The sequence below is a fragment of the Kitasatospora sp. NPDC001539 genome (assembly GCF_040298565.1).
GTDB lineage: Bacteria > Actinomycetota > Actinomycetes > Streptomycetales > Streptomycetaceae > Kitasatospora.
On record NZ_JBEPAK010000002.1, the window covers coordinates 24,925 to 42,968 of the forward strand.

Here is an 18,044-nt window from a genome sequence, read left to right on the forward strand (position 1 = left end):
GAAGCCCGGGCCGCCGGAAGGACGTGGTCGGGAACCGCCGCCCCCGCCGCTACCGTGCATAGCTGAGAGGAAGCTGGACGGAACCGGGAGCGCGGTGCGGTGAACAGGGACGGGCGGAGCAGGACCAGGACGTGCGCGGCGGGGGCGCTGGCCCTGCTGGCCTTCACCACCGCGTGCGGCGACAACGGGGGCGGCGGAGGTACGGCGGCCGCGACGAGGACCGCTCCGGCGGCGTCCCAGCCGTCCGGCGGTGGCGCCGCACCGACGGCCGCGGCCACCACGCCCGGCGCGGCCCCGGTCCAGGGCGACACCGCGGCCTGGGCGAAGTGGAACCTCAAGCCGCTCGCCCCGGCCCCCGCGCCGCCGGCCGACAAGCCGGTCAAGCTCGAACGCAGCGGCACCGTGCCGGTGTTCAGCGACGTGAAGACGAACGACAAGGTCGTCTTCATCACCATCGACGACGGCGCCGAGAAGGACCCGAAGTTCGTCGAGATGCTGACCGACCTCAAGGTGCCGATCACGATGTTCCTGACCAAGGACATCGTCAAGAACGACTACGGCTACTTCAAGCCGCTCCAGGCGCTCGGCAACCACATCCAGAACCACACCGTCACCCACCCGGTGATGAGCAAGCTCCCGCCGGACAAGCAGAAGGCCGAGATCTGCGACGACCAGGCCGCCCTCACCCAGCAGTACGGCACCGCCCCGCTGCTGTTCCGCCCGCCGTTCGGCGACGGCGCCAACACCCCGACGCTCAACTCCTCGGTGCAGCAGTGCGGTCCGCGCGCGATCGTGCTGTGGCGCGAGTCGATGCAGATCCACGACATGCAGTACCAGGCCGCCGACAAGAAGCTGAAGCCCGGCGACATCATCCTGGCGCACTTCCGGGGCCCCAAGGAGCTCAAGGGCGCCACGATGACCCAGATGTTCGGCGACCTGCTGGCGCGGATCCAGGAGCAGGGCTTCTCGGTGGCCCGGCTGGACGACTACATCCAGCCGCCCGCCTCCTAAGGGCCCGACGGGGCCGTCACGGGCTGCCCCAGCATCATCAGCGGCCCCCGGTCGGTGCGGCTGAGGATCACCGTGGCGGTGTTCGGCCCGGAGGGCTTGAGCTGGCGGCGCAGCTCCTCCGGGGTGATCGCCATCCCGCGCTTCTTGATCACCACGGTGCCGACGCCGCGCTCGCGCAGCAGGGCCTTCAGCTTCTTGATGTGGAAGGGCAGCACGTCGGTGAGCTCGAAGGCGTGCGCGTACGGGGTGGCGACCAGCCGGTCCGAGGTCAGGTAGGCGATCTTCGGGTCGATCAGCCGGCCGTCGACCTGCTCGGCGACCTCGGCCACCAGGTGCGCCCGGATCACCGCGCCGTCCGGCTCGTACAGGTACCGCCCGACCGGGCCGGGCGCCGGGTCGGGCAGGTCCCCTCCGGCCAGGCTGGCGCCCTGCGGCAGCAGGGTGGCGCGGTGCGGGCGGTCCGCCCGGGTGCCGAACCAGAGCACCGCCTCCTTGACGTCCCCGTGGTCGGACACCCACTCCGCCTCGGCGTCCGCCGGGACGGCCTCGTGCGGAATGCCGGGGGCGACCTTCAGCGCGCCGATCGGGGTCCGCCGCCCGGCCTCGACCGCCCAGGACAGCGGCGGGGTGTAGGCCTCGGGGTCGAACACCCGGCCGCGCGAGGTGCGGCGGGCCGGGTCCGTGAACACCGCGTCGTAGCCGGTGACGTCCACCTCGGTGACGTCCGCGCAGCGCACCTCGACCAGCTCGGAGAGGCCGAGCGCGGCGGCGTTGGCCGCCGTCGCGGCGCAGGCCGCCGGGTCCCTGTCGACGGCCAGCACCTCGATGCCGGCCCGGGCCAGCGCCAGCACGTCCCCGCCGATGCCGCAGCACAGGTCGGCGAGCCGCCGCACCCCCAGTCCGGCGAACCGGCGGGCCCGCCACTCGGCCACGCTGCGTCGGGTGGACTGCTCGACGCCGTTGGGCGTGAAGTACATCCGGTCGGCGTCCGCACCGAACTTCGCCCGCGCCCGCTGCCGCAGCCGGGCCTGGCCGAACGCCGCGGACACCAGCTCCGCCGGGTGCTCCCGCCGCAGCCGGGTGGCCAGGGCCAGCTCCTCCTCGGGGGCGAACTCGCGCAACTCGGCGAGCAGGGCCTGACCTTCGGGGGTCAGCAGGGGCTGGAGGTTCTCGGTGTCCACGGGGCCATTCTCGCCGGTGCCCGGGCCGGGCTCACGACGGCGTCCCGGCCGGTGCGCCGGGCGCCCGGGCGCGGTGCGCCGGTCCGAACGGACCGCCCGCCGCAGGCCCCGGGCCGCACACACGTACGGCCGGTCGCCCGCGACACGGGCCCTCCGGGCGCGCCGTTGGCACTCTGGTTGACTGAGTGCTAACACAGGCCTATGGTCGTCCTTGGCACTCCCCAGTGGGGGAGTGCTAACGCGAAGACGCGTGTCTGACCCCCGCGACGGCAGGCTCGCAGGTTCGCCCCATACCCGTAAGAAAGCCCCGTAATCTCCGAAGGGGAGCTCGGACGTGACCACCAGCAGCAAGGTTGCCATCAAGCCGCTCGAGGACCGCATCGTGGTCCAGCCGCTCGACGCCGAGACCACCACGGCCTCCGGCCTGGTTATCCCGGACACCGCCAAGGAGAAGCCCCAGGAGGGCGTCGTCCTGGCCGTCGGCCCGGGCCGCTTCGAGGACGGCCAGCGTCTGCCGCTCGACGTCGCCGTCGGTGACATCGTCCTGTACTCGAAGTACGGCGGCACCGAGGTGAAGTACCAGGGCGAGGAGTACCTGGTGCTCTCCGCTCGCGACGTCCTCGCGATCATCGAGAAGTAAGACGTCCCCGACCCGCCCCGGAACCGTGTCCTCCATGACAGCGGCCCGGGGCGTGGTTGTTGGTTCACGTTTGTCGGCGGCCGGTCGGTCGGCCGCAGCCCCGAGGGAATAGGGAACATGGCGAAGATCCTGCAGTTCGACGAGGACGCCCGCCGCTCGCTGGAGCGCGGTGTCAACAAGCTGGCCGACACCGTCAAGGTGACCATCGGCCCCAAGGGCCGCAACGTCGTCATCGACAAGAAGTTCGGCGCCCCGACCATCACCAACGACGGTGTCACCATCGCCCGTGAGGTCGAGCTGGACGACCCGTACGAGAACCTTGGCGCGCAGCTCGTCAAGGAGGTCGCCACCAAGACCAACGACGTCGCGGGTGACGGCACCACCACCGCCACCGTGCTGGCCCAGGCCCTGGTCAACGAGGGTCTGCGCAACGTCGCCGCCGGTGCCGGCCCGGCCGCCCTGAAGAAGGGCATCGACAAGGCCGTCGCCGCCGTCTCCGAGCACCTGCTGTCCGTGGCCCGCGAGATCGAGGGCAAGGACGACGTCGCCGCCGTCGCGTCCCTCTCCGCCCAGGACCCCCAGGTCGGCGAGCTGATCGCCGAGGCGATCGACAAGGTCGGCAAGGACGGTGTCATCACCGTCGAGGAGTCGAACACCTTCGGCGTGGAGCTGGACTTCACCGAGGGCATGCAGTTCGACAAGGGCTACCTGTCGCCGTACTTCGTCACCGACGCGGAGCGGCAGGAGGCGGTCCTCGAGGACCCGTACATCCTGATCAACCAGGGCAAGATCTCCTCCATCCAGGAGCTGCTGCCGCTGCTGGAGAAGATCCTGCAGGGCGGTTCCTCCAAGCCGCTGCTGATCATCGCCGAGGACGTCGACGGCGAGGCGCTGTCGACCCTGGTCGTCAACAAGATCCGCGGCACCTTCAACGCCGTCGCCGTCAAGGCGCCGGGCTTCGGCGACCGCCGCAAGGCGATCCTCGGCGACCTCGCCGTCCTGACCGGCGGCCAGGTCATCTCCGAGGAGGTCGGCCTCAAGCTCGACCAGGTCGGCCTGGACGTGCTGGGCACCGCCCGCCGCGTGACCATCACCAAGGACGCCACCACGGTCGTCGACGGTGCCGGTGACGCCGAGGCCGTGGCCGGCCGCGTCGCCCAGATCAAGGGCGAGATCGCCGCGACCGACTCCGACTGGGACCGCGAGAAGCTGCAGGAGCGCCTGGCCAAGCTGGCCGGCGGCGTCTGCGTCATCAAGGTCGGCGCCGCCACCGAGGTGGAGCTGAAGGAGCGCAAGCACCGCCTGGAGGACGCCATCTCGGCGACCCGCGCCGCGGTCGAGGAGGGCATCGTCGCCGGTGGTGGCGCCTCCCTGGTCCACGCCGCCAAGGTGCTGAACGACGGCCTGGGCCTGTCGGGCGACGAGGCCACCGGTGTCGCCGTGGTCCGCAAGGCGCTGCACGAGCCGCTGCGCTGGATCGCCCAGAACGCCGGCCTCGAGGGCTACGTCATCACCTCCAAGGTCTCCGAGCTGGAGCTCGGCCAGGGCTACAACGCCGCCACCGGCGAGTACGGCGACCTGGTGAAGGCCGGCGTCATCGACCCGGTCAAGGTCACCCGCTCCGCCCTGGAGAACGCCGCCTCGATCGCCTCCCTCCTGCTCACCACCGAGACCCTCGTGGTGGAGAAGAAGGAGGAGGAGGCCGAGAACGGTCACGGCCACTCGCACGGCCACGGCCACTCGCACTGAGGCTCCGACGCCTGACCGGAGGCCCGGTCCGCACCCCGCAAGGGGTGGCGGGCCGGGCCTCCGGCTGTAACTCGCCCGCTCGCCTCCGGGGCGCGCTGTTGTTCGCCCGCTCGCCTGCGGGGCGCTCCGACCCGGTGCCGACGGTCGGCGCTCCAAGGCCCCTCGTCCCTCGGGGCCTCCTCGCTTCTCCCTTTCGGCACCGGCGCGCCCCTTCGGCTCGGGGCGGGCTCGCCCGCTCGCCGGTTCGGGTGGCTCGGGGCTGTTGCTCGCCCGCTCGCCTGCGGGGCGCTCCGACCCGGTGCCGACGGTCGGCGCTCCAAGGCCCTCGTTCCTCGGGCCTCCTCGCTTCTCCCTTTCGGCACCGGCGCGTCCCTTCGGCTCGGGGCGGGTGCTCGCCCGATCGCCGGACCTTTGAGGCTTCAACTATCAGTAGAATTTTGCAGAATGCAAAGATTGCCTTATAACTGAGGCATGATCGAGGCCCGCCACCTGCGCGTCCTGCGTGCCGTCGCCCGCACCGGCTCCTTCTCCGCCGCCGCCCGCGAGCTGGGGTGCACCCAACCCGCCATCAGCCAGCAGATGAAGGCGCTGGAGAAGTCGGTCGACACCCCCCTGGTGGTCCGCTCGGGCCGCGGGATGCAGCTCAGCGAGGCCGGGCGGGTGCTGCTCAAGCATGCCACCGGAATCCTGGCCGGGCTCTCCGCCGCCGAGGAGGAGGTCGCCGCGATCGCCGGACTGCGGGCCGGCCGGGTCCGGCTGGTCTCGTTCCCGACCGCGAGCTCCACCCTGGTGCCGCCCGCGGTAGCCCGGCTGCGGGACGGCCATCCGGGGGTGCGCGTGTCGCTGGTCGAGGCGGAACCGCCGGAGTCGCTGGCGATGCTGCGCGGCGGCGAGTGCGAGATCGCGCTGGCCTTCCGCTACCCGCAGTCGGACGGCGCCGTGGCGCTGCCCGCCCCCGCCCCCGTGCACGGGACGCCGCGCGAGGCGCGGGCGGAGGCGAACCTGGAGGCGCAGCAGCTGTCCGCCGGGTCGGACTGGTCCGATCTGGTGGTCACCCCGCTGCTGGACGATCCGCTCGTGGGCCTGCTGCCCGCCGCCCATCCGCTGGCCGGGCGGGGCGGGCCGGTCGGCCTGGCGGAGCTGGCGGGGGAGCAGTGGATCGCCGGCTGTCCGCAGTGCCGGGGGCACCTGGTGGAGCTGTGCGCCGGAGCGGGCTTCGAGCCCCGGATCGACTTCGCGACCGACGACTACCCGGCGGTGGTCGGCCTGGTGGCGGCCGGGCTCGGGGTCGCGGTGCTGCCCCGGCTGGCCCTGCGGTCGGTGCGCCCTGACGGCGTGTCGACGGTGCCGGTGCGGACGGCCTCCGGGGCTCCCGCGCTGCGCCAGGTGGTGGCGCTGACCCTGCCGGACCTGGCCGAGGTGCCGGCCGTCGCGCTGATGCTGGAGCGGCTGGCGGGCGCGGCCGCCGACCACTGACGTCCGGCGATGCCCTTCTCTCGGGGCGCGCACCGACTGTGCGCGGCCTGAGGCGCAGCGAAGAAACGTTTCTTCACGGCGCACCGCGGAGGCGGGTCTAACGCCGCGCGACGGCCGGCGGGGTCAGCGGGACCTCCACCAGGCGGTGCCGCGAGCGGCCCAGCATCTCCTCGCGCTCGTCCTCCGTCATTCCTCCCCAGACGCCGTACGGCTCGCGGACCGCCAGGGCGTGCGCGGCGCACTCGGCGATCACCGGGCACCGCATGCAGACCTCCTTGGCGCTCGCCTCGCGCGAACTGCGGGCCGCCCCGCGCTCGCCCTCCGGGTGGAAGAAGAGCGAGCTGTCCACGCCGCGGCAGGCTGCCGAGAGCTGCCAGTCCCAGAGGTCCGCGTTGGGACCGGGGAGGCGGGAGAAATCTGCCATGGCTCATTCCCTTCGGATGCGGTCGGCCTTCAGCCGGGCGTGTCGGCGGGCTGCTGCCGAGCGGTGCCCGGCGGGGCGTCCCGCGCTGGTGTGGACACCTGGAAATATGACTTAAGGCAACTCCATGGACAAGTCACCCACACACGGGCACAACAGTCAATGACCATGCGAAAGCTATAAAAACGGGCAAAGTGGGCAAGGGGTTTCGGCGGACGAGGGTGCGGCAATCGGGTGGCCGACGGGCGCGCAGGCGACCCGCACCGGTGTGCGGGTCGTGCGCCGACCGCGCGCGAGCTGCGCAAAAGTGCGGCGTGTGCACCGCGATGCGGCTGATCCGTAACGGGTCGGCCACGTACAGTGGTGGAGATGGCCTGAAGGCCGTAACTCATTCGAGTGACGGTCGTTGGAAGTGCGGAGGCGGTTAGCGGGCGCCGGACGTCGGGAACGATCGCGGGCAAGTCGGGGCGATCAGGCCGGGGTCCGTCGCCGATCGGCCGTGTCGGAGAGGTTCGTACCAGCCAGGAGGCTCAACGTGACGCGGATCAGCTGCGGAGGACGACGGTCATGACTTCCGTTCTCGTTTGCGACGATTCCCCGCTCGCCCGCGAGGCGCTTCGCCGCGCCGTCGCGACCGTACCCGGCGTGGACCGGGTCACCACCGCGACGAACGGGGAGGAGGTCCTCCGCCGCTGGGTGGCCGACCGCTCCGATCTCGTCCTGATGGACGTCCGGATGCCCGGCCTCGGCGGGGTCGAGACGGTCCGGCGGCTGCTGTCGGCCGACCCGGGCGCCCGGATCATCATGCTCACCGTCGCCGAGGACCTCGACGGTGTCGCGCTCGCGGTGGCCGCGGGTGCCCGCGGGTACCTGCACAAGGACGCCTCGCGCGCCGAACTGCGGGCCACCGTCACCCAGGCCCTCGCCGACCCGACCTGGCGGCTCGCCCCGCGCCGGCTGCGCAGCCCCGACATGGGCGCCGCACCGACCCTGACGGCGCGTGAGATCCAGGTGCTGGAGGGCATGAGCCACGGCCGCAGCAACGCCGAGATCGGCCGCGAGCTGTTCCTCTCCGAGGACACCGTCAAGACCCACGCCCGACGGCTGTTCAAGAAGCTCGGGGCCTCCGACCGCGCGCACGCGGTGGCGCTGGGCTTCCGCTGGGGCCTGGTCCGCTGACCGCGGCGGCGCCGGGGAAGCGGCGCGCCGCCGTCGATCCCCGGAGCGGGAGCCGCACGGGCGTGTGACGTTCCGGTCCCGAGGTTGCACCATGGAGGAGTGGAGCACCTCGGGGACCAGCGGACAGGCACTGCGGCGAACCACGCAGCCGCAGGACACTCGGCGGACGGCGCGACGGACGGGACCACCCACGGCGGCGGTGCGGGAGGCGGCACGGTGCAGGAGGGGCCGGTGAGGCGCGGAACGCCGCGCAGTGCCGCAGCGCATAACGTTCCGGTGCACAACTCCGGACGCGGTGCCGCGTTTTCCCGGTCGACCAGGCACCATGGACCGATGCGCGACGACGTCGCCGGTGCGGCCGGCCAGGCGGACCCGGGTGAGGCCGAGCCCTCCGGCCCGGGTCACGATCCGTCGTACGCCGGATCCGGCGGCCCCGGCGCGGGGGCCGGACCGGGGCGCCCCCCGGTGCTCGGCACGGGCGGTTCGCCGTTGGTGGGCGAGCTGGTCGCGGCCGCCGTCCGCGGCGAGGGCCCGGCCATCGACGCCCTGCTCGCCTACGTCCACCCGCTGGCCCTGCGCTACTGCCGCGCCAAGCTGGTCCGGCTGCCCGGCGGGGCCCGGCACCACGTGGACGACGTGGCCCAGGAGGTCTGCGTCGCGGTGCTGTGCGCGCTGCCCCGGTACAAGGACCAGGGGCGGCCGTTCGAGGCCTTCGTCTACGGGATCGCCGCGCACAAGATCGCCGATCTGCAGCGGGCCGCGATGCGCGGGCCCGGGTCGACGGTCGTGCCGCAGGACGACCTGCCGGAGGTGCCGGACGAGGCGCTCGGCCCGGAGGAGCAGGCGCTGCTCAGCAGTGACGCGGCCTGGGCCAAGGAACTGCTCTCCAACCTGCCGGCCCGTCAGCGCGAGCTGGTGCTGCTGCGGGTGGCCGCGGGGCTGTCCGCGGAGGAGACCGGCGAGGTGCTCGGGATGTCGCCGGGGGCCGTCCGGGTGGCCCAGCACCGGGCGCTCAGCAGACTTCGGGCGCTCGCCGAGGAGTCCTCCTGAGGCGTGAGCCTCCGAACGGGGTTCCGGTCGGGCTCCCGGTGCGGGGTTCCGTTGCGGGTCCCGGTGCGGCTCCGCGTCGGGCCGGGCGATCGGCGCCGGGGCTTCGCCGTCCGGAATGAGCTCCGGCGGGGGGTTGTTGTCAAGGGCACACGAGGGCACATTCGAGGTGCCAGTACCATGGGGTATCGGCGCCTGGGCAGGTTGCCAAAGTTTCGCGGGTGTGCGCGGGGTTCCCTTGGAGGTTCCTCCAATCCCACCCGGCTTTCGGCGGTCTGCGCGAGTGAGCGATGAACGCGCCCCCTCCCTCAGGGCGTGAGCGGATAAGGCCGGCCACGGAAGGTACCCCCCACCATGTCTTACAACGCCGCAGGCGTACCCGAGAAGTTCGCCATGCTCGGGCTCACGTTCGATGACGTCCTGCTGCTGCCCGGGGCCTCCGAGGTGCTGCCGAACCAGGTCGACACCTCCTCGCGGGTCTCCCGGAACGTCCGCGTCAACATCCCGCTGCTGTCCGCGGCGATGGACAAGGTGACCGAGGCGCGGATGGCCATCGCGATGGCCCGCCAGGGCGGCGTCGGCGTGCTCCACCGCAACCTGTCGGTCGAGGACCAGGCCAACCAGGTCGACCTGGTGAAGCGCTCCGAGTCCGGCATGGTCAGCGACCCGATCACCGTCGGCCCCGACACCACCCTGGCCGAGGCCGACGCGCTCTGCGCCAAGTTCCGCATCTCCGGCGTCCCGATCGCCGACGAGAGCGGCAAGCTGCTCGGCATCGTCACCAACCGGGACATGGCCTTCGAGTCGGACCGCAGCCGCCAGGTCCGCGAGATCATGACCCCGATGCCGCTGATCACCGGCAAGGTCGGCATCTCCGGCGTGGACGCGATGGCGCTGCTGCGCCGCCACAAGATCGAGAAGCTGCCGCTGGTCGACGACGAGGGCCGGATCAAGGGCCTGATCACCGTCAAGGACTTCGTCAAGGCCGAGCAGTACCCGAACGCCGCCAAGGACGCCGAGGGCCGTCTGCTGGTCGGTGCCGCGGTCGGCGCCAGCGCGGAGGCCTTCGACCGGGCCCAGGCCCTGGTCGAGGCGGGCGCGGACTTCCTGGTCGTCGACACCTCGCACGGCCACAGCCACAACGCGCTGGCCTGGATCGAGAAGATCAAGTCGGCCGTCCGGATCGACGTGGTCGGCGGCAACGTCGCCACCCGCGACGGCGCCCAGGCGCTGATCGACGCCGGCGTGGACGGGGTCAAGGTCGGCGTCGGCCCCGGCTCCATCTGCACCACCCGCGTCGTCGCCGGCATCGGCGTCCCGCAGATCACCGCCATCTACGAGGCCGCCCAGGCCTGCCAGGCGGCCGGCGTGCCGGTCATCGGCGACGGCGGCCTGCAGTACTCGGGCGACATCGGCAAGGCGCTCGCCGCCGGTGCCGACACGGTGATGCTCGGCTCGCTGCTGGCGGGCTGCGAGGAGTCCCCGGGTGAGCTGATGTTCATCAACGGCAAGCAGTTCAAGTCCTACCGCGGCATGGGCTCGCTGGGCGCCATGCAGTCCCGCGGCCAGGGCCGCTCGTACTCCAAGGACCGCTACTTCCAGGCCGAGGTGGCCTCGGACGACAAGCTCGTCCCCGAGGGCATCGAGGGCCAGGTGCCCTACCGCGGCCCGCTGTCGGCCGTGCTGCACCAGCTGGTCGGCGGTCTGCGCCAGACCATGGGCTACGTCGGCGCCGCCACCATCGCCGAGATGGAGAGCAAGGGCCGCTTCGTCCGGATCACCTCGGCGGGCCTCAAGGAGAGCCACCCGCACGACATCCAGATGACCGTCGAGGCGCCGAACTACTCCTCGCGCTGACCGGCCCGGCCGGTCCGGACGGCTCGAACGGCCGAGGTCCGAGGGCCCGCTGTCGCACCGCGACGGCGGGCCCTCGGCCTGTTCGGGGTGTGGGCCGTCGGGGCGCCGCCGGCGCGGGTACGGGATACTGGGGGCGGCCGGGGTGACCCGGCGGGCATGAGCAACAAACCAGAAGGGCTCGAAGTGACTGAGATCGAGATCGGGCGAGGCAAGCGCGGCCGCCGGGCGTACGCCTTCGACGACATCGCCGTCGTCCCCAGCCGCCGTACGCGTGACCCGAAGGAGGTCTCGATCGCCTGGCAGATCGACGCCTACCGCTTCGAGCTGCCGTTCCTGGCCGCCCCGATGGACAGCGTCGTCTCGCCCGAGCAGGCCATCAAGATCGGCCGCCTGGGCGGTCTGGGCGTGCTGAACCTGGAAGGCCTCTGGACCCGCTACGAGGACCCGCAGCCGCTGCTGGACGAGATCGCCTCGATCACCGACGCGTCGACGGCGACCCGCCGCCTCCAGGAGATCTACTCCGCCCCGATCCGCGCGGAGCTGATCAAGCAGCGGATCCAGGAGGTCCGCGACTCCGGCGTGGTCACCGCCGCCGCGCTCTCGCCGCAGCGCACCGCCGAGTTCTCCAAGGCCGTGGTGGACGCCGGCGTGGACGTCTTCGTCATCCGCGGCACCACCGTCTCGGCCGAGCACGTCTCCGGTGCCGCCGAGCCGCTCAACCTCAAGCAGTTCATCTACGAGCTGGACGTGCCGGTGATCGTCGGCGGCTGCGCCACCTACACCGCGGCGCTCCACCTGATGCGGACCGGCGCGGCCGGCGTGCTGGTCGGCTTCGGCGGCGGCGCCGCCCACACCACCCGCAACGTGCTCGGCATCCAGGTGCCGATGGCCACCGCCGTGGCCGACGTGGCGGCCGCCCGCCGCGACTACATGGACGAGTCCGGCGGCCGCTACGTGCACGTGATCGCGGACGGCGGCGTCGGCTACAGCGGCGACATCCCCAAGGCCGTTGCCTGCGGCGCCGACGCGGTGATGATCGGTGCCGCGCTGGCCCGGGCCACCGACGCGCCGGGCAAGGGCTTCCACTGGGGGATGGAGGCCGTCCACGAGGAGCTGCCGCGCGGCAAGCGGATGGACCTCGGCACGGTCGGCACCACCGAGGAGATCCTCACAGGGCCGTCGCACACCCCGGACGGGACCATGAACCTGTTCGGTGCGCTGCGGCGGGCGATGGCGACGACCGGGTACACCGAGCTGAAGGAGTTCCAGCGGGTGGAGGTCACGGTGAACCCGGCGCTGGACCACCGCTGAGTCGACGTGCGGGGGCCCCTGTCCGGATCGCCGGGCGGGGGCCTTCGGCGTTCCCGGGGCCGGCTCAGGTGCGGGTGGCGGTGCGGCGGGTGAGGAGGAAGCCGCCGATGAGGGCGATGGCGTAGAAGGTGGCGTCGAGGGGGCGGAGGTCGGCGCGCCAGGAGGAGAGGGCGGCCGGGAGGAGGCCGTCGGGGGCGGGGCCGGCGGCGTGGGTCAGGCGGAGGTGCTGGACGAGCTGGCCGAGGAGGAGGGCGGTGGCGGCGAGGAGGGCGCCGAGGGGTGGGAGCAGGCGGTTCCGGCCGCCGAGGAGGCCGAGGGGGAGGGCGACCAGGCCGGCCTGGGCGATGGTGAGCCAGCCGAGGCTGTCGGCGGCGCGCAGCGGGGCGCAGCCGTAGGCGAGGCCGCCGAGCAGGGCGGCGAGCAGGGCGAGGGTGACCGCCAGGGCGGTGCGGCGGCGGGGGGCGGCCCGGCGGCGGTCCGCCCGGGTGGTGGGGTCGTAGCCGGGGACCGGGACGCCGGGCATGCCGGGGGCGACGTACCCGTCCGGGGTCTCGAGGGCCGGTGCGACCGAGTAGTGCTCGGCGGTGCGCGGCCGGGGCGATGGGCCGTCAGCGCCGGGTGCTGGTGCGGACATGGGCGTCGAGTTCCCCCGGAAAAAGACGATCAGCTGCCGAACGTTAGCAGCGCTTCGAACAGATCTTGGCGAGTTTTCGATCACAGATCGAGCACGGAGCGCCGCACCCGTTCCGGTTCGTCCCGGCTTGGGACGGGGGTCGGGTGGTCGGGGCCCCTCGGGACAGGAGATGATGGAGGCTTGGGCGTTCGGGCCCGGGCCGGGCCGACGCGCCGTCACCACGACCGCCAGCAGCACATGGGGGAACGTTCCGAATGACCCAGGCGCAGGGTTCCACCGGCCGCCTCCTGGCCGGCCGCTACCGGCTGAACGGCGTGCTCGGGCGTGGCGGCATGGGCACCGTCTGGCGCGCCGAGGACGAGATGCTGGGCCGGACCGTCGCGGTCAAGGAACTGCGGATGAACGCCAGCGTCGACGAGGAGGAGAAGCACCGGCTGATCGTCCGGACGCTGCGCGAGGCGAAGGCGACCGCGCGGATCCGGCACAACTCGGCGGTGACCGTCTTCGACGTGGTCGACGAGGACGACCGGCCGTGGATCGTCATGGAGCTGGTGGAGTCCCGCTCGCTGGCCGACGTGGTCCGGGAGGACGGCCCGCTGGCCCCCGGCCGGGCGGCGGAGATCGCGCTGGACGTGCTGGGCGTGCTGAGTGCGGCCCACGCGCTGGGCATCCTGCACCGGGACGTCAAGCCGTCCAACGTGCTGATCGGCGAGGACGGCCGGGTGGTGCTGACCGACTTCGGGATCGCCAGCGTGGAGGGCGACGCCTCGGTCACCTCCACCGGCATGCTGGTCGGCGCGCCCTCGTACATATCCCCGGAGCGGGCGCGCGGGCAGAAGCCCGGGCCGCCGGCGGACCTGTGGTCGCTGGGCGGCACGCTGTACGCGATGGTCGAGGGGCGGCCGCCGTACGACCGGGGCTCGGCGCTGGCGACGCTGACCGCGGTGATGACCGAGGAGCTCGCCCCGCCGGCGAACGCCGGGCCGCTGCTGCCGGTCATCAAGGGGCTGCTGGAGAAGGACCCGGCGAAGCGCCTGGACGCCTCGCAGACCCGGTCGATGCTCAAGCGGGTGGTCGCCGAGGCGACCGTGAAGGCGGAGTCGACCACCGAGCACGCGATGCCGGTCGAGCAGGTGGTGGCCACCGCCGAGCCGGAGGCGCCGAAGCGGACCGTGGGCGGGCTGCTGGGAACGGTCCGGGTGGGCAGCCGGGCCCGGGACGAGGAGGCGGCGGAGCCCGTCGCGAAGCCCGCCGCCGAGCCGGAGCCCGCTCCGGCGGGCGAGCCGATCCGGCCGGTGACCAGCGAGTGGACCAGGGGGGCGACCCAGGCGGCCGGGGCCGACCCGCGCACCGGCCGGCGCCGGCTGGCGATCGCCACGGTGGTGGTCGTCCTGCTGCTGATCGCCGGAGTGGTCGCGGTGGTCAAGGCCGTGGGCGGCGAGGACGGCGGTTCGAACGGCGGGGGCACCCACAGCGCGGGCGCCACCGCGCCGGTGGCGGCGACCACCGAGGCCGTGCCGAGCCACGCTCCGGCGGCGCCGTCCACCGAACCCGAGCCCGCCGGTACGGCCGCCGCGCCGGAGACCACGGCGGCCGCGGCGCCGCCGTCGGCCGCGCCGGCCCCGACCGCACCGCCGTCGGCCGCCGGTACTCCGACGGCCGCGCCCGCCCCGACCCAGGCCGTGCCGGCCGGGTACCACGAGTACAAGGACCCGAGCGGCTTCTCGGTCGTCCTGCCGGACTGGCTGCAGCCCGCCGGGTCGGACGCCAACCGGCGGATCTTCAAGAACGCGGCCGACGGCAGCCAGCTGCGGATCGAGTGGAGTACCACCCCGCACGCGAGCGCCGTCGCGGACTGGCAGGACTCCGAGCCCGACCTGCGCGCCCAGGTGACGAATTACCAGCGGCTGAACCTGTCGGCGATCACCTACCGGCAGTGGACCAACGCGGCGGACTGGGAGTGGACCAGCGGCACGCCCCGGACGCACTCGCTCAACCGCGGCTTCGTGACGGGCACCCCGGCCAAGTACGGCTACTCGATCTACTGGATCGTCCCGGACGCCCAGTGGGCCGCCCAGGCGCCGGTCCGCGACGTGGTGTTCAACAGCTTCCAGCCGGCGCCGTAGCCCGCCCGCCGGACTCCTCCTCGGCGCGGGCCGCGGTGGCGCCGGCGGCGTCGGTGACGCCCGTCGACGGAACCGGAACGGGCGGGTTCGCCGTCTTTCCCAGGGAGCATCCGACGAGCGGCCCGCGCCGGCACGCCCATCCGAGGCGGTCCGGGTGGGCCGGCCGGCCGAGGCGGCGGGCTTCTCGCCGTCGATGACCGTGGCTCCGCGCGTGCGGACGACCCGCGCCTGGTTGGCTTGGCCGTGGCCCCCCGCGGCAGGCGGTGCGGGTCGGATCTGTCCGGTCCGGTCCGGGACGTGGGGCCGAGCCCGAGGAGCCGCTCAGTAGGCTGCTCGTGAGCGAGAGGAACTGGCATGCGAGGCGGCCCTGGGCAGTTGCTGGCGGGGCGGTACCGGCTGACGGACCGTCCGGAACTGCTGCGCGCCTTCGCGGTGGACGAGCGGACCGGCGAGTCGGTGCTGCTGCGCGCCGTGGAGCTGCCCGTGCTGCTGACCGCCAATCAGGACCCGGAGGCGGAAGCGACCGGGCAGGGGGACCGGCTGGTGCGGCGGGTGGCGGCGGTCGGTTCGGCCGCGCCGTCCTGGCACCCGCGGCTGCTGCGCGGGGTCGGGGCCTTCGTCGAGGGCGAGCTGCTGTGGACGGTGGAGGAGCGTCCGGCCGGGCAGACGTTGGCCGAGCTGCTGGCCGCCGGTCCGGTGCCGCCCTACCGGGCGGCCGAGCTGGCGGCGGACGTGGCCGGTGCCCTGCGGGCGCTGCACGAGGCCGGGCTCTCCCACGGCAATCTGACCGCCGAGTCGGTGCTGGTCTGCGAGGACGGCGCGGCGATGCTCGGCGGGCTGCTGGCCGGGGTGGCCCAGGAGGCGCTGGCCGAGGACCTCGGCGGGCCGGGGGGCCGCCGCCGGTACGAGGTCCGGGCCACCCTGGTCGGCCCGGTGGCCGAGCGCTGGCCGCTGGACGGCGGTCCGGCGGGGGACTGCTGGGCGCTCGGGGTGCTGGTGCAGCGGATGGTCACCGGCCGTGCGCCGTACCCGGAGGGCGGGGTGCCGGAGCTGGTGACGGCCGTGCGGGACGGGCGGCGCGAGCCCTCGGTGGCCTGCGGGCCGCTGGCCCCGCTGGCCGAGCGGCTGCTGCAGCCGGACCCGGCGCTGCGGCCGACCGCGGAGGGGGTGCGGGGGGAGCTGGCGGTGCTGCTCGCGGGTGCGCCGGAGCCGGTCGACGGCGAGCGGGTGGCGCGGGCGGTGGAGCTGAAGCCCGAGGCGCCGCTGGTGCCGCTGCGGCGCCGGCGCGTCCGGGCCGGCCGGCCGGGGCCCCGGGTGGAGCCCGGCGCCAGGACGCCGCGGATACCCCCCGCGCTGCTGGGGCCGCTGCTGGTCGGGGGCGTGTTCCTGCTGCTGGTGCTGGGAATGACCGCCGTGGTGCTGTTCGCAGGCTGACGGCCCCGGCGCGCACCCGCCCGCCGGTCCGGGGGGTGGGCGTGATTACCGGGGTGCGCGAGGTACGCCTAATGTGTGCGTGGGATTTGTTCGAACAGTGGTCTGCACCATGCGATCCGTCGCGGTGACGGCGAGTGGAATCGAGAGGGGGAGCGGTCGCCGATGGGCGTGCAGGACCGGCCGGAGGCGGCTGAGGCGGAGCGGCTGTTGGCCGGGCGGTACGAGCTCGGCGAGCGGCTCGGCCGCGGCGGGATGGGGACGGTCTGGCGGGCCTGGGACCGGATGCTGGACCGCGAGGTCGCGGTCAAGGAGCTGACCGTCAACCACCTGCCCGAGGAGGACCTGCAGATCCTGCACGCGCGGATGAAGCGCGAGGCCAGCGCGGCCGCCCGGATCAAGCACCCCGGTGTGATCACCGTGCACGACGTGCTGGAGCAGGACGGCCGGCCGTGGATCGTGATGGAGCTGGTCGACGGCCGTTCCCTGGCCGACGTGATCAGCCAGGACGGCACCCTCCCGCCGCGCGCCGCCGCCGAGGTCGGCAGCCAGGTGCTGGCCGCGCTGCACCGCGGCCACCAGCTCGGCGTGCTGCACCGGGACGTCAAGCCGGCCAACGTGCTGCTGGAGCGCGGCACCGGGCGGGTGGTGCTGCTGGACTTCGGCATCGCGAAGTACGAGGGCTCCACCGAGCTGACCCGGCCGGGGGACCTGGTCGGCTCGCCGGACTACCTGGCGCCCGAACGCGCCCAGGGCCAGCGGCCCGGGCCGGCCTCCGACCTCTGGGGCCTGGGGGCGACGCTGTACGCGGCGGTCGAGGGGCAGTCGCCGTTCCGCCGGGACTCGCCGATCACCACGCTCGCCGCGGTGGTGGACGAGCCGCTGCCGGAGTCGCGCCGGGCCGGGCCGCTCGGGCCGGTGCTGGCCGCGCTGATGGCCAAGGACCCGGCCGAGCGGCCGAGCGCGGACGAGGCGGCCCGGATGCTGGCCGAGGTGCAGGCCGGGCACACCATGGGCCTGAAGTCGGTCGCGCCGGTCCGCATGCCGACCCAGTCGGTGCCCGTGGTGGACCGCAGCGAGGTGACGGAGGGCGCCGCGGAGCCGCCGGTGGAGGGGTCGGAGGAGCCCACCGAACCGCGCCCGGTCCGGGCCGGGACCGCCGACACCCCCGCCGTCCCGGCCGTCGCCGAGAGCGCATCCACCACGCCGCAGGCGCACGCCGCTGTCGGTACGCCCGTCGCGCACACCGTCGCGCCCGCGCGCGGTCCGGCCAAGCGTCGCGGCCGGATGAAGCTGGTCGCCGTCGCGGTGGCGGTCGGGCTGCTGGCGGCCCTGGCGACCTTCTTCGCCACCCGGCACGTGGTCGACGCCCCGGACGCCGACACCACCCCGACCGGCCCGGCCGAGACCACCGAGCCGGAGCCGAGCAGCACCGCCGACTCCGAGGCCTCCGCACCCGGCGGCTACCACTGGGTCGACGACCCGGCGGGCTTCCGCTTCCCGCTGCCGACCGGTACTCCGGCCTGGCAGCGGATCACCGGGACGGACAACAACCAGATCTTCTACAGCCCCGACGGCAAGGTGCACTACCTGCAGTTCGCGGTCACCGTCGGCCAGTCGATCAAGCCGCTGGACCACATGAGGCAGATGGAGGCGACCGTCTCCAAGTCGCTCAAGGACTACAAGCAGCACCGGCTGGCGAGCGCCGCCGTGAACGGCCACGAGGCGGCCGTCTGGGAGTTCAGCTACCTGGCCCAGGGCGGCGGCCGGCGCCGCGCGATCGAGGCCGAGTTCATCGACGAGGACGGCACCGCGTACGCGATCTACTCGTCCAGCCCGGACAAGGGCAACGAGTGGAACGAGGCCGAGCAGCGCTTCACCACGGTGCTCAACCACTTCACGCCGACCCGCTGAACCCGCCTGCGGGCCGCCGCGCCCGGTATCGCCCGACTGCGGCAGATTCTTGTTACCGACGGGTACC

The 18,044-nt window shown here is 73.6% G+C and carries 14 protein-coding genes; 11 read left to right on the forward strand and 3 right to left on the reverse strand.

The window, feature by feature from the left end:
• Nucleotides 1-99: 99 nt before the first annotated feature.
• Nucleotides 100-1,011 (forward strand): polysaccharide deacetylase family protein, encoded by a 912-nt coding sequence (locus ABT247_RS00785; protein ID WP_350735764.1) that lies wholly within the window; start codon nucleotides 100-102, stop codon nucleotides 1,009-1,011.
• Here the strand turns inward: ABT247_RS00785 and ABT247_RS00790 are convergent.
• Nucleotides 1,008-2,192, reverse strand: coding sequence for a THUMP-like domain-containing protein (locus ABT247_RS00790; protein WP_350735767.1), 1,185 nt, complete (start codon nucleotides 2,190-2,192; stop codon nucleotides 1,008-1,010). The two genes, ABT247_RS00785 and ABT247_RS00790, sit on opposite strands and share 4 nt — an antisense overlap.
• Nucleotides 2,193-2,526: 334 nt before the next feature.
• Between ABT247_RS00790 and groES the strand changes: the two genes are divergently transcribed.
• From groES to ABT247_RS00805, 3 genes are all read left to right on the forward strand, one after another.
• Nucleotides 2,527-2,832 carry a co-chaperone GroES gene (gene groES, locus ABT247_RS00795; protein WP_014136232.1) on the forward strand — a complete coding sequence of 102 codons (306 nt, stop codon included), beginning with the start codon at nucleotides 2,527-2,529 and terminating at the stop codon, nucleotides 2,830-2,832.
• Between the two features lie 117 nt (nucleotides 2,833-2,949).
• Nucleotides 2,950-4,581, forward strand: a complete 1,632-nt coding sequence (gene groL, locus ABT247_RS00800) for a chaperonin GroEL (RefSeq protein ID WP_350735770.1) — start codon at nucleotides 2,950-2,952, stop codon at nucleotides 4,579-4,581.
• Between the two features lie 471 nt (nucleotides 4,582-5,052).
• Complete coding sequence (locus ABT247_RS00805) at nucleotides 5,053-6,057, forward strand: LysR family transcriptional regulator (protein ID WP_350735773.1); 1,005 nt, start codon at nucleotides 5,053-5,055, stop codon at nucleotides 6,055-6,057.
• A gap of 97 nt (nucleotides 6,058-6,154) precedes the next feature.
• Here the strand turns inward: ABT247_RS00805 and ABT247_RS00810 are convergent, their stop codons facing one another.
• Nucleotides 6,155-6,481, reverse strand: a complete 327-nt coding sequence (locus ABT247_RS00810; RefSeq protein WP_350735776.1) for a WhiB family transcriptional regulator — start codon at nucleotides 6,479-6,481, stop codon at nucleotides 6,155-6,157.
• A 564-nt stretch (nucleotides 6,482-7,045) separates the two neighbouring features.
• Here ABT247_RS00810 and ABT247_RS00815 point away from each other — a divergent pair.
• From ABT247_RS00815 to ABT247_RS00830, 4 genes are all read left to right on the forward strand, one after another.
• A complete protein-coding gene (locus ABT247_RS00815; protein WP_014136228.1) occupies nucleotides 7,046-7,657 on the forward strand; it encodes a response regulator transcription factor in 612 nt (203 codons plus the stop codon).
• A 333-nt stretch (nucleotides 7,658-7,990) separates the two neighbouring features.
• A complete protein-coding gene (shbA, locus tag ABT247_RS00820) occupies nucleotides 7,991-8,707 on the forward strand; it encodes an RNA polymerase sigma factor ShbA (protein WP_350735779.1) in 717 nt (238 codons plus the stop codon).
• A gap of 351 nt (nucleotides 8,708-9,058) precedes the next feature.
• Nucleotides 9,059-10,561, forward strand: a complete 1,503-nt coding sequence (guaB, locus tag ABT247_RS00825; RefSeq protein WP_350735781.1) for an IMP dehydrogenase — start codon at nucleotides 9,059-9,061, stop codon at nucleotides 10,559-10,561.
• A 183-nt stretch (nucleotides 10,562-10,744) separates the two neighbouring features.
• Nucleotides 10,745-11,872: a GuaB3 family IMP dehydrogenase-related protein gene (locus ABT247_RS00830; protein ID WP_350735784.1), complete on the forward strand. Its 1,128-nt coding sequence runs from the start codon at nucleotides 10,745-10,747 to the stop codon at nucleotides 11,870-11,872.
• A 64-nt stretch (nucleotides 11,873-11,936) separates the two neighbouring features.
• Here the strand turns inward: ABT247_RS00830 and ABT247_RS00835 are convergent, their stop codons facing one another.
• Entirely contained in the window at nucleotides 11,937-12,506 is a 570-nt protein-coding gene (locus ABT247_RS00835; protein WP_350735787.1) for a hypothetical protein, read from the reverse strand.
• Between the two features lie 254 nt (nucleotides 12,507-12,760).
• Between ABT247_RS00835 and ABT247_RS00840 the strand changes: the two genes are divergently transcribed.
• From ABT247_RS00840 to ABT247_RS00850, 3 genes are all read left to right on the forward strand, one after another.
• Nucleotides 12,761-14,632: a serine/threonine-protein kinase gene (locus ABT247_RS00840; protein WP_350735790.1), complete on the forward strand. Its 1,872-nt coding sequence runs from the start codon at nucleotides 12,761-12,763 to the stop codon at nucleotides 14,630-14,632.
• A 354-nt stretch (nucleotides 14,633-14,986) separates the two neighbouring features.
• Nucleotides 14,987-16,066 carry a protein kinase domain-containing protein gene (locus tag ABT247_RS00845; RefSeq protein WP_350735792.1) on the forward strand — a complete coding sequence of 360 codons (1,080 nt, stop codon included), beginning with the start codon at nucleotides 14,987-14,989 and terminating at the stop codon, nucleotides 16,064-16,066.
• A 162-nt stretch (nucleotides 16,067-16,228) separates the two neighbouring features.
• Nucleotides 16,229-17,977, forward strand: coding sequence for a serine/threonine-protein kinase (locus ABT247_RS00850; RefSeq protein ID WP_350735795.1), 1,749 nt, complete (start codon nucleotides 16,229-16,231; stop codon nucleotides 17,975-17,977).
• Nucleotides 17,978-18,044: the final 67 nt, after the last annotated feature.

Coding starts and splice junctions, on each gene's coding strand:
- groL (WP_350735770.1), top strand. CDS start 2,950: ATGGCGAAGATCCTGCAGTTCGACGAGGACGCCCGCCGCTCGCTGGAG.
- ABT247_RS00805 (WP_350735773.1), top strand. CDS start 5,053: ATGATCGAGGCCCGCCACCTGCGCGTCCTGCGTGCCGTCGCCCGCACC.
- ABT247_RS00810 (WP_350735776.1), bottom strand. CDS start 6,481: ATGGCAGATTTCTCCCGCCTCCCCGGTCCCAACGCGGACCTCTGGGAC.
- ABT247_RS00815 (WP_014136228.1), top strand. CDS start 7,046: ATGACTTCCGTTCTCGTTTGCGACGATTCCCCGCTCGCCCGCGAGGCG.
- shbA (WP_350735779.1), top strand. CDS start 7,991: ATGCGCGACGACGTCGCCGGTGCGGCCGGCCAGGCGGACCCGGGTGAG.
- guaB (WP_350735781.1), top strand. CDS start 9,059: ATGTCTTACAACGCCGCAGGCGTACCCGAGAAGTTCGCCATGCTCGGG.
- ABT247_RS00835 (WP_350735787.1), bottom strand. CDS start 12,506: ATGTCCGCACCAGCACCCGGCGCTGACGGCCCATCGCCCCGGCCGCGC.
- ABT247_RS00840 (WP_350735790.1), top strand. CDS start 12,761: ATGACCCAGGCGCAGGGTTCCACCGGCCGCCTCCTGGCCGGCCGCTAC.
- ABT247_RS00845 (WP_350735792.1), top strand. CDS start 14,987: ATGCGAGGCGGCCCTGGGCAGTTGCTGGCGGGGCGGTACCGGCTGACG.
- ABT247_RS00850 (WP_350735795.1), top strand. CDS start 16,229: ATGGGCGTGCAGGACCGGCCGGAGGCGGCTGAGGCGGAGCGGCTGTTG.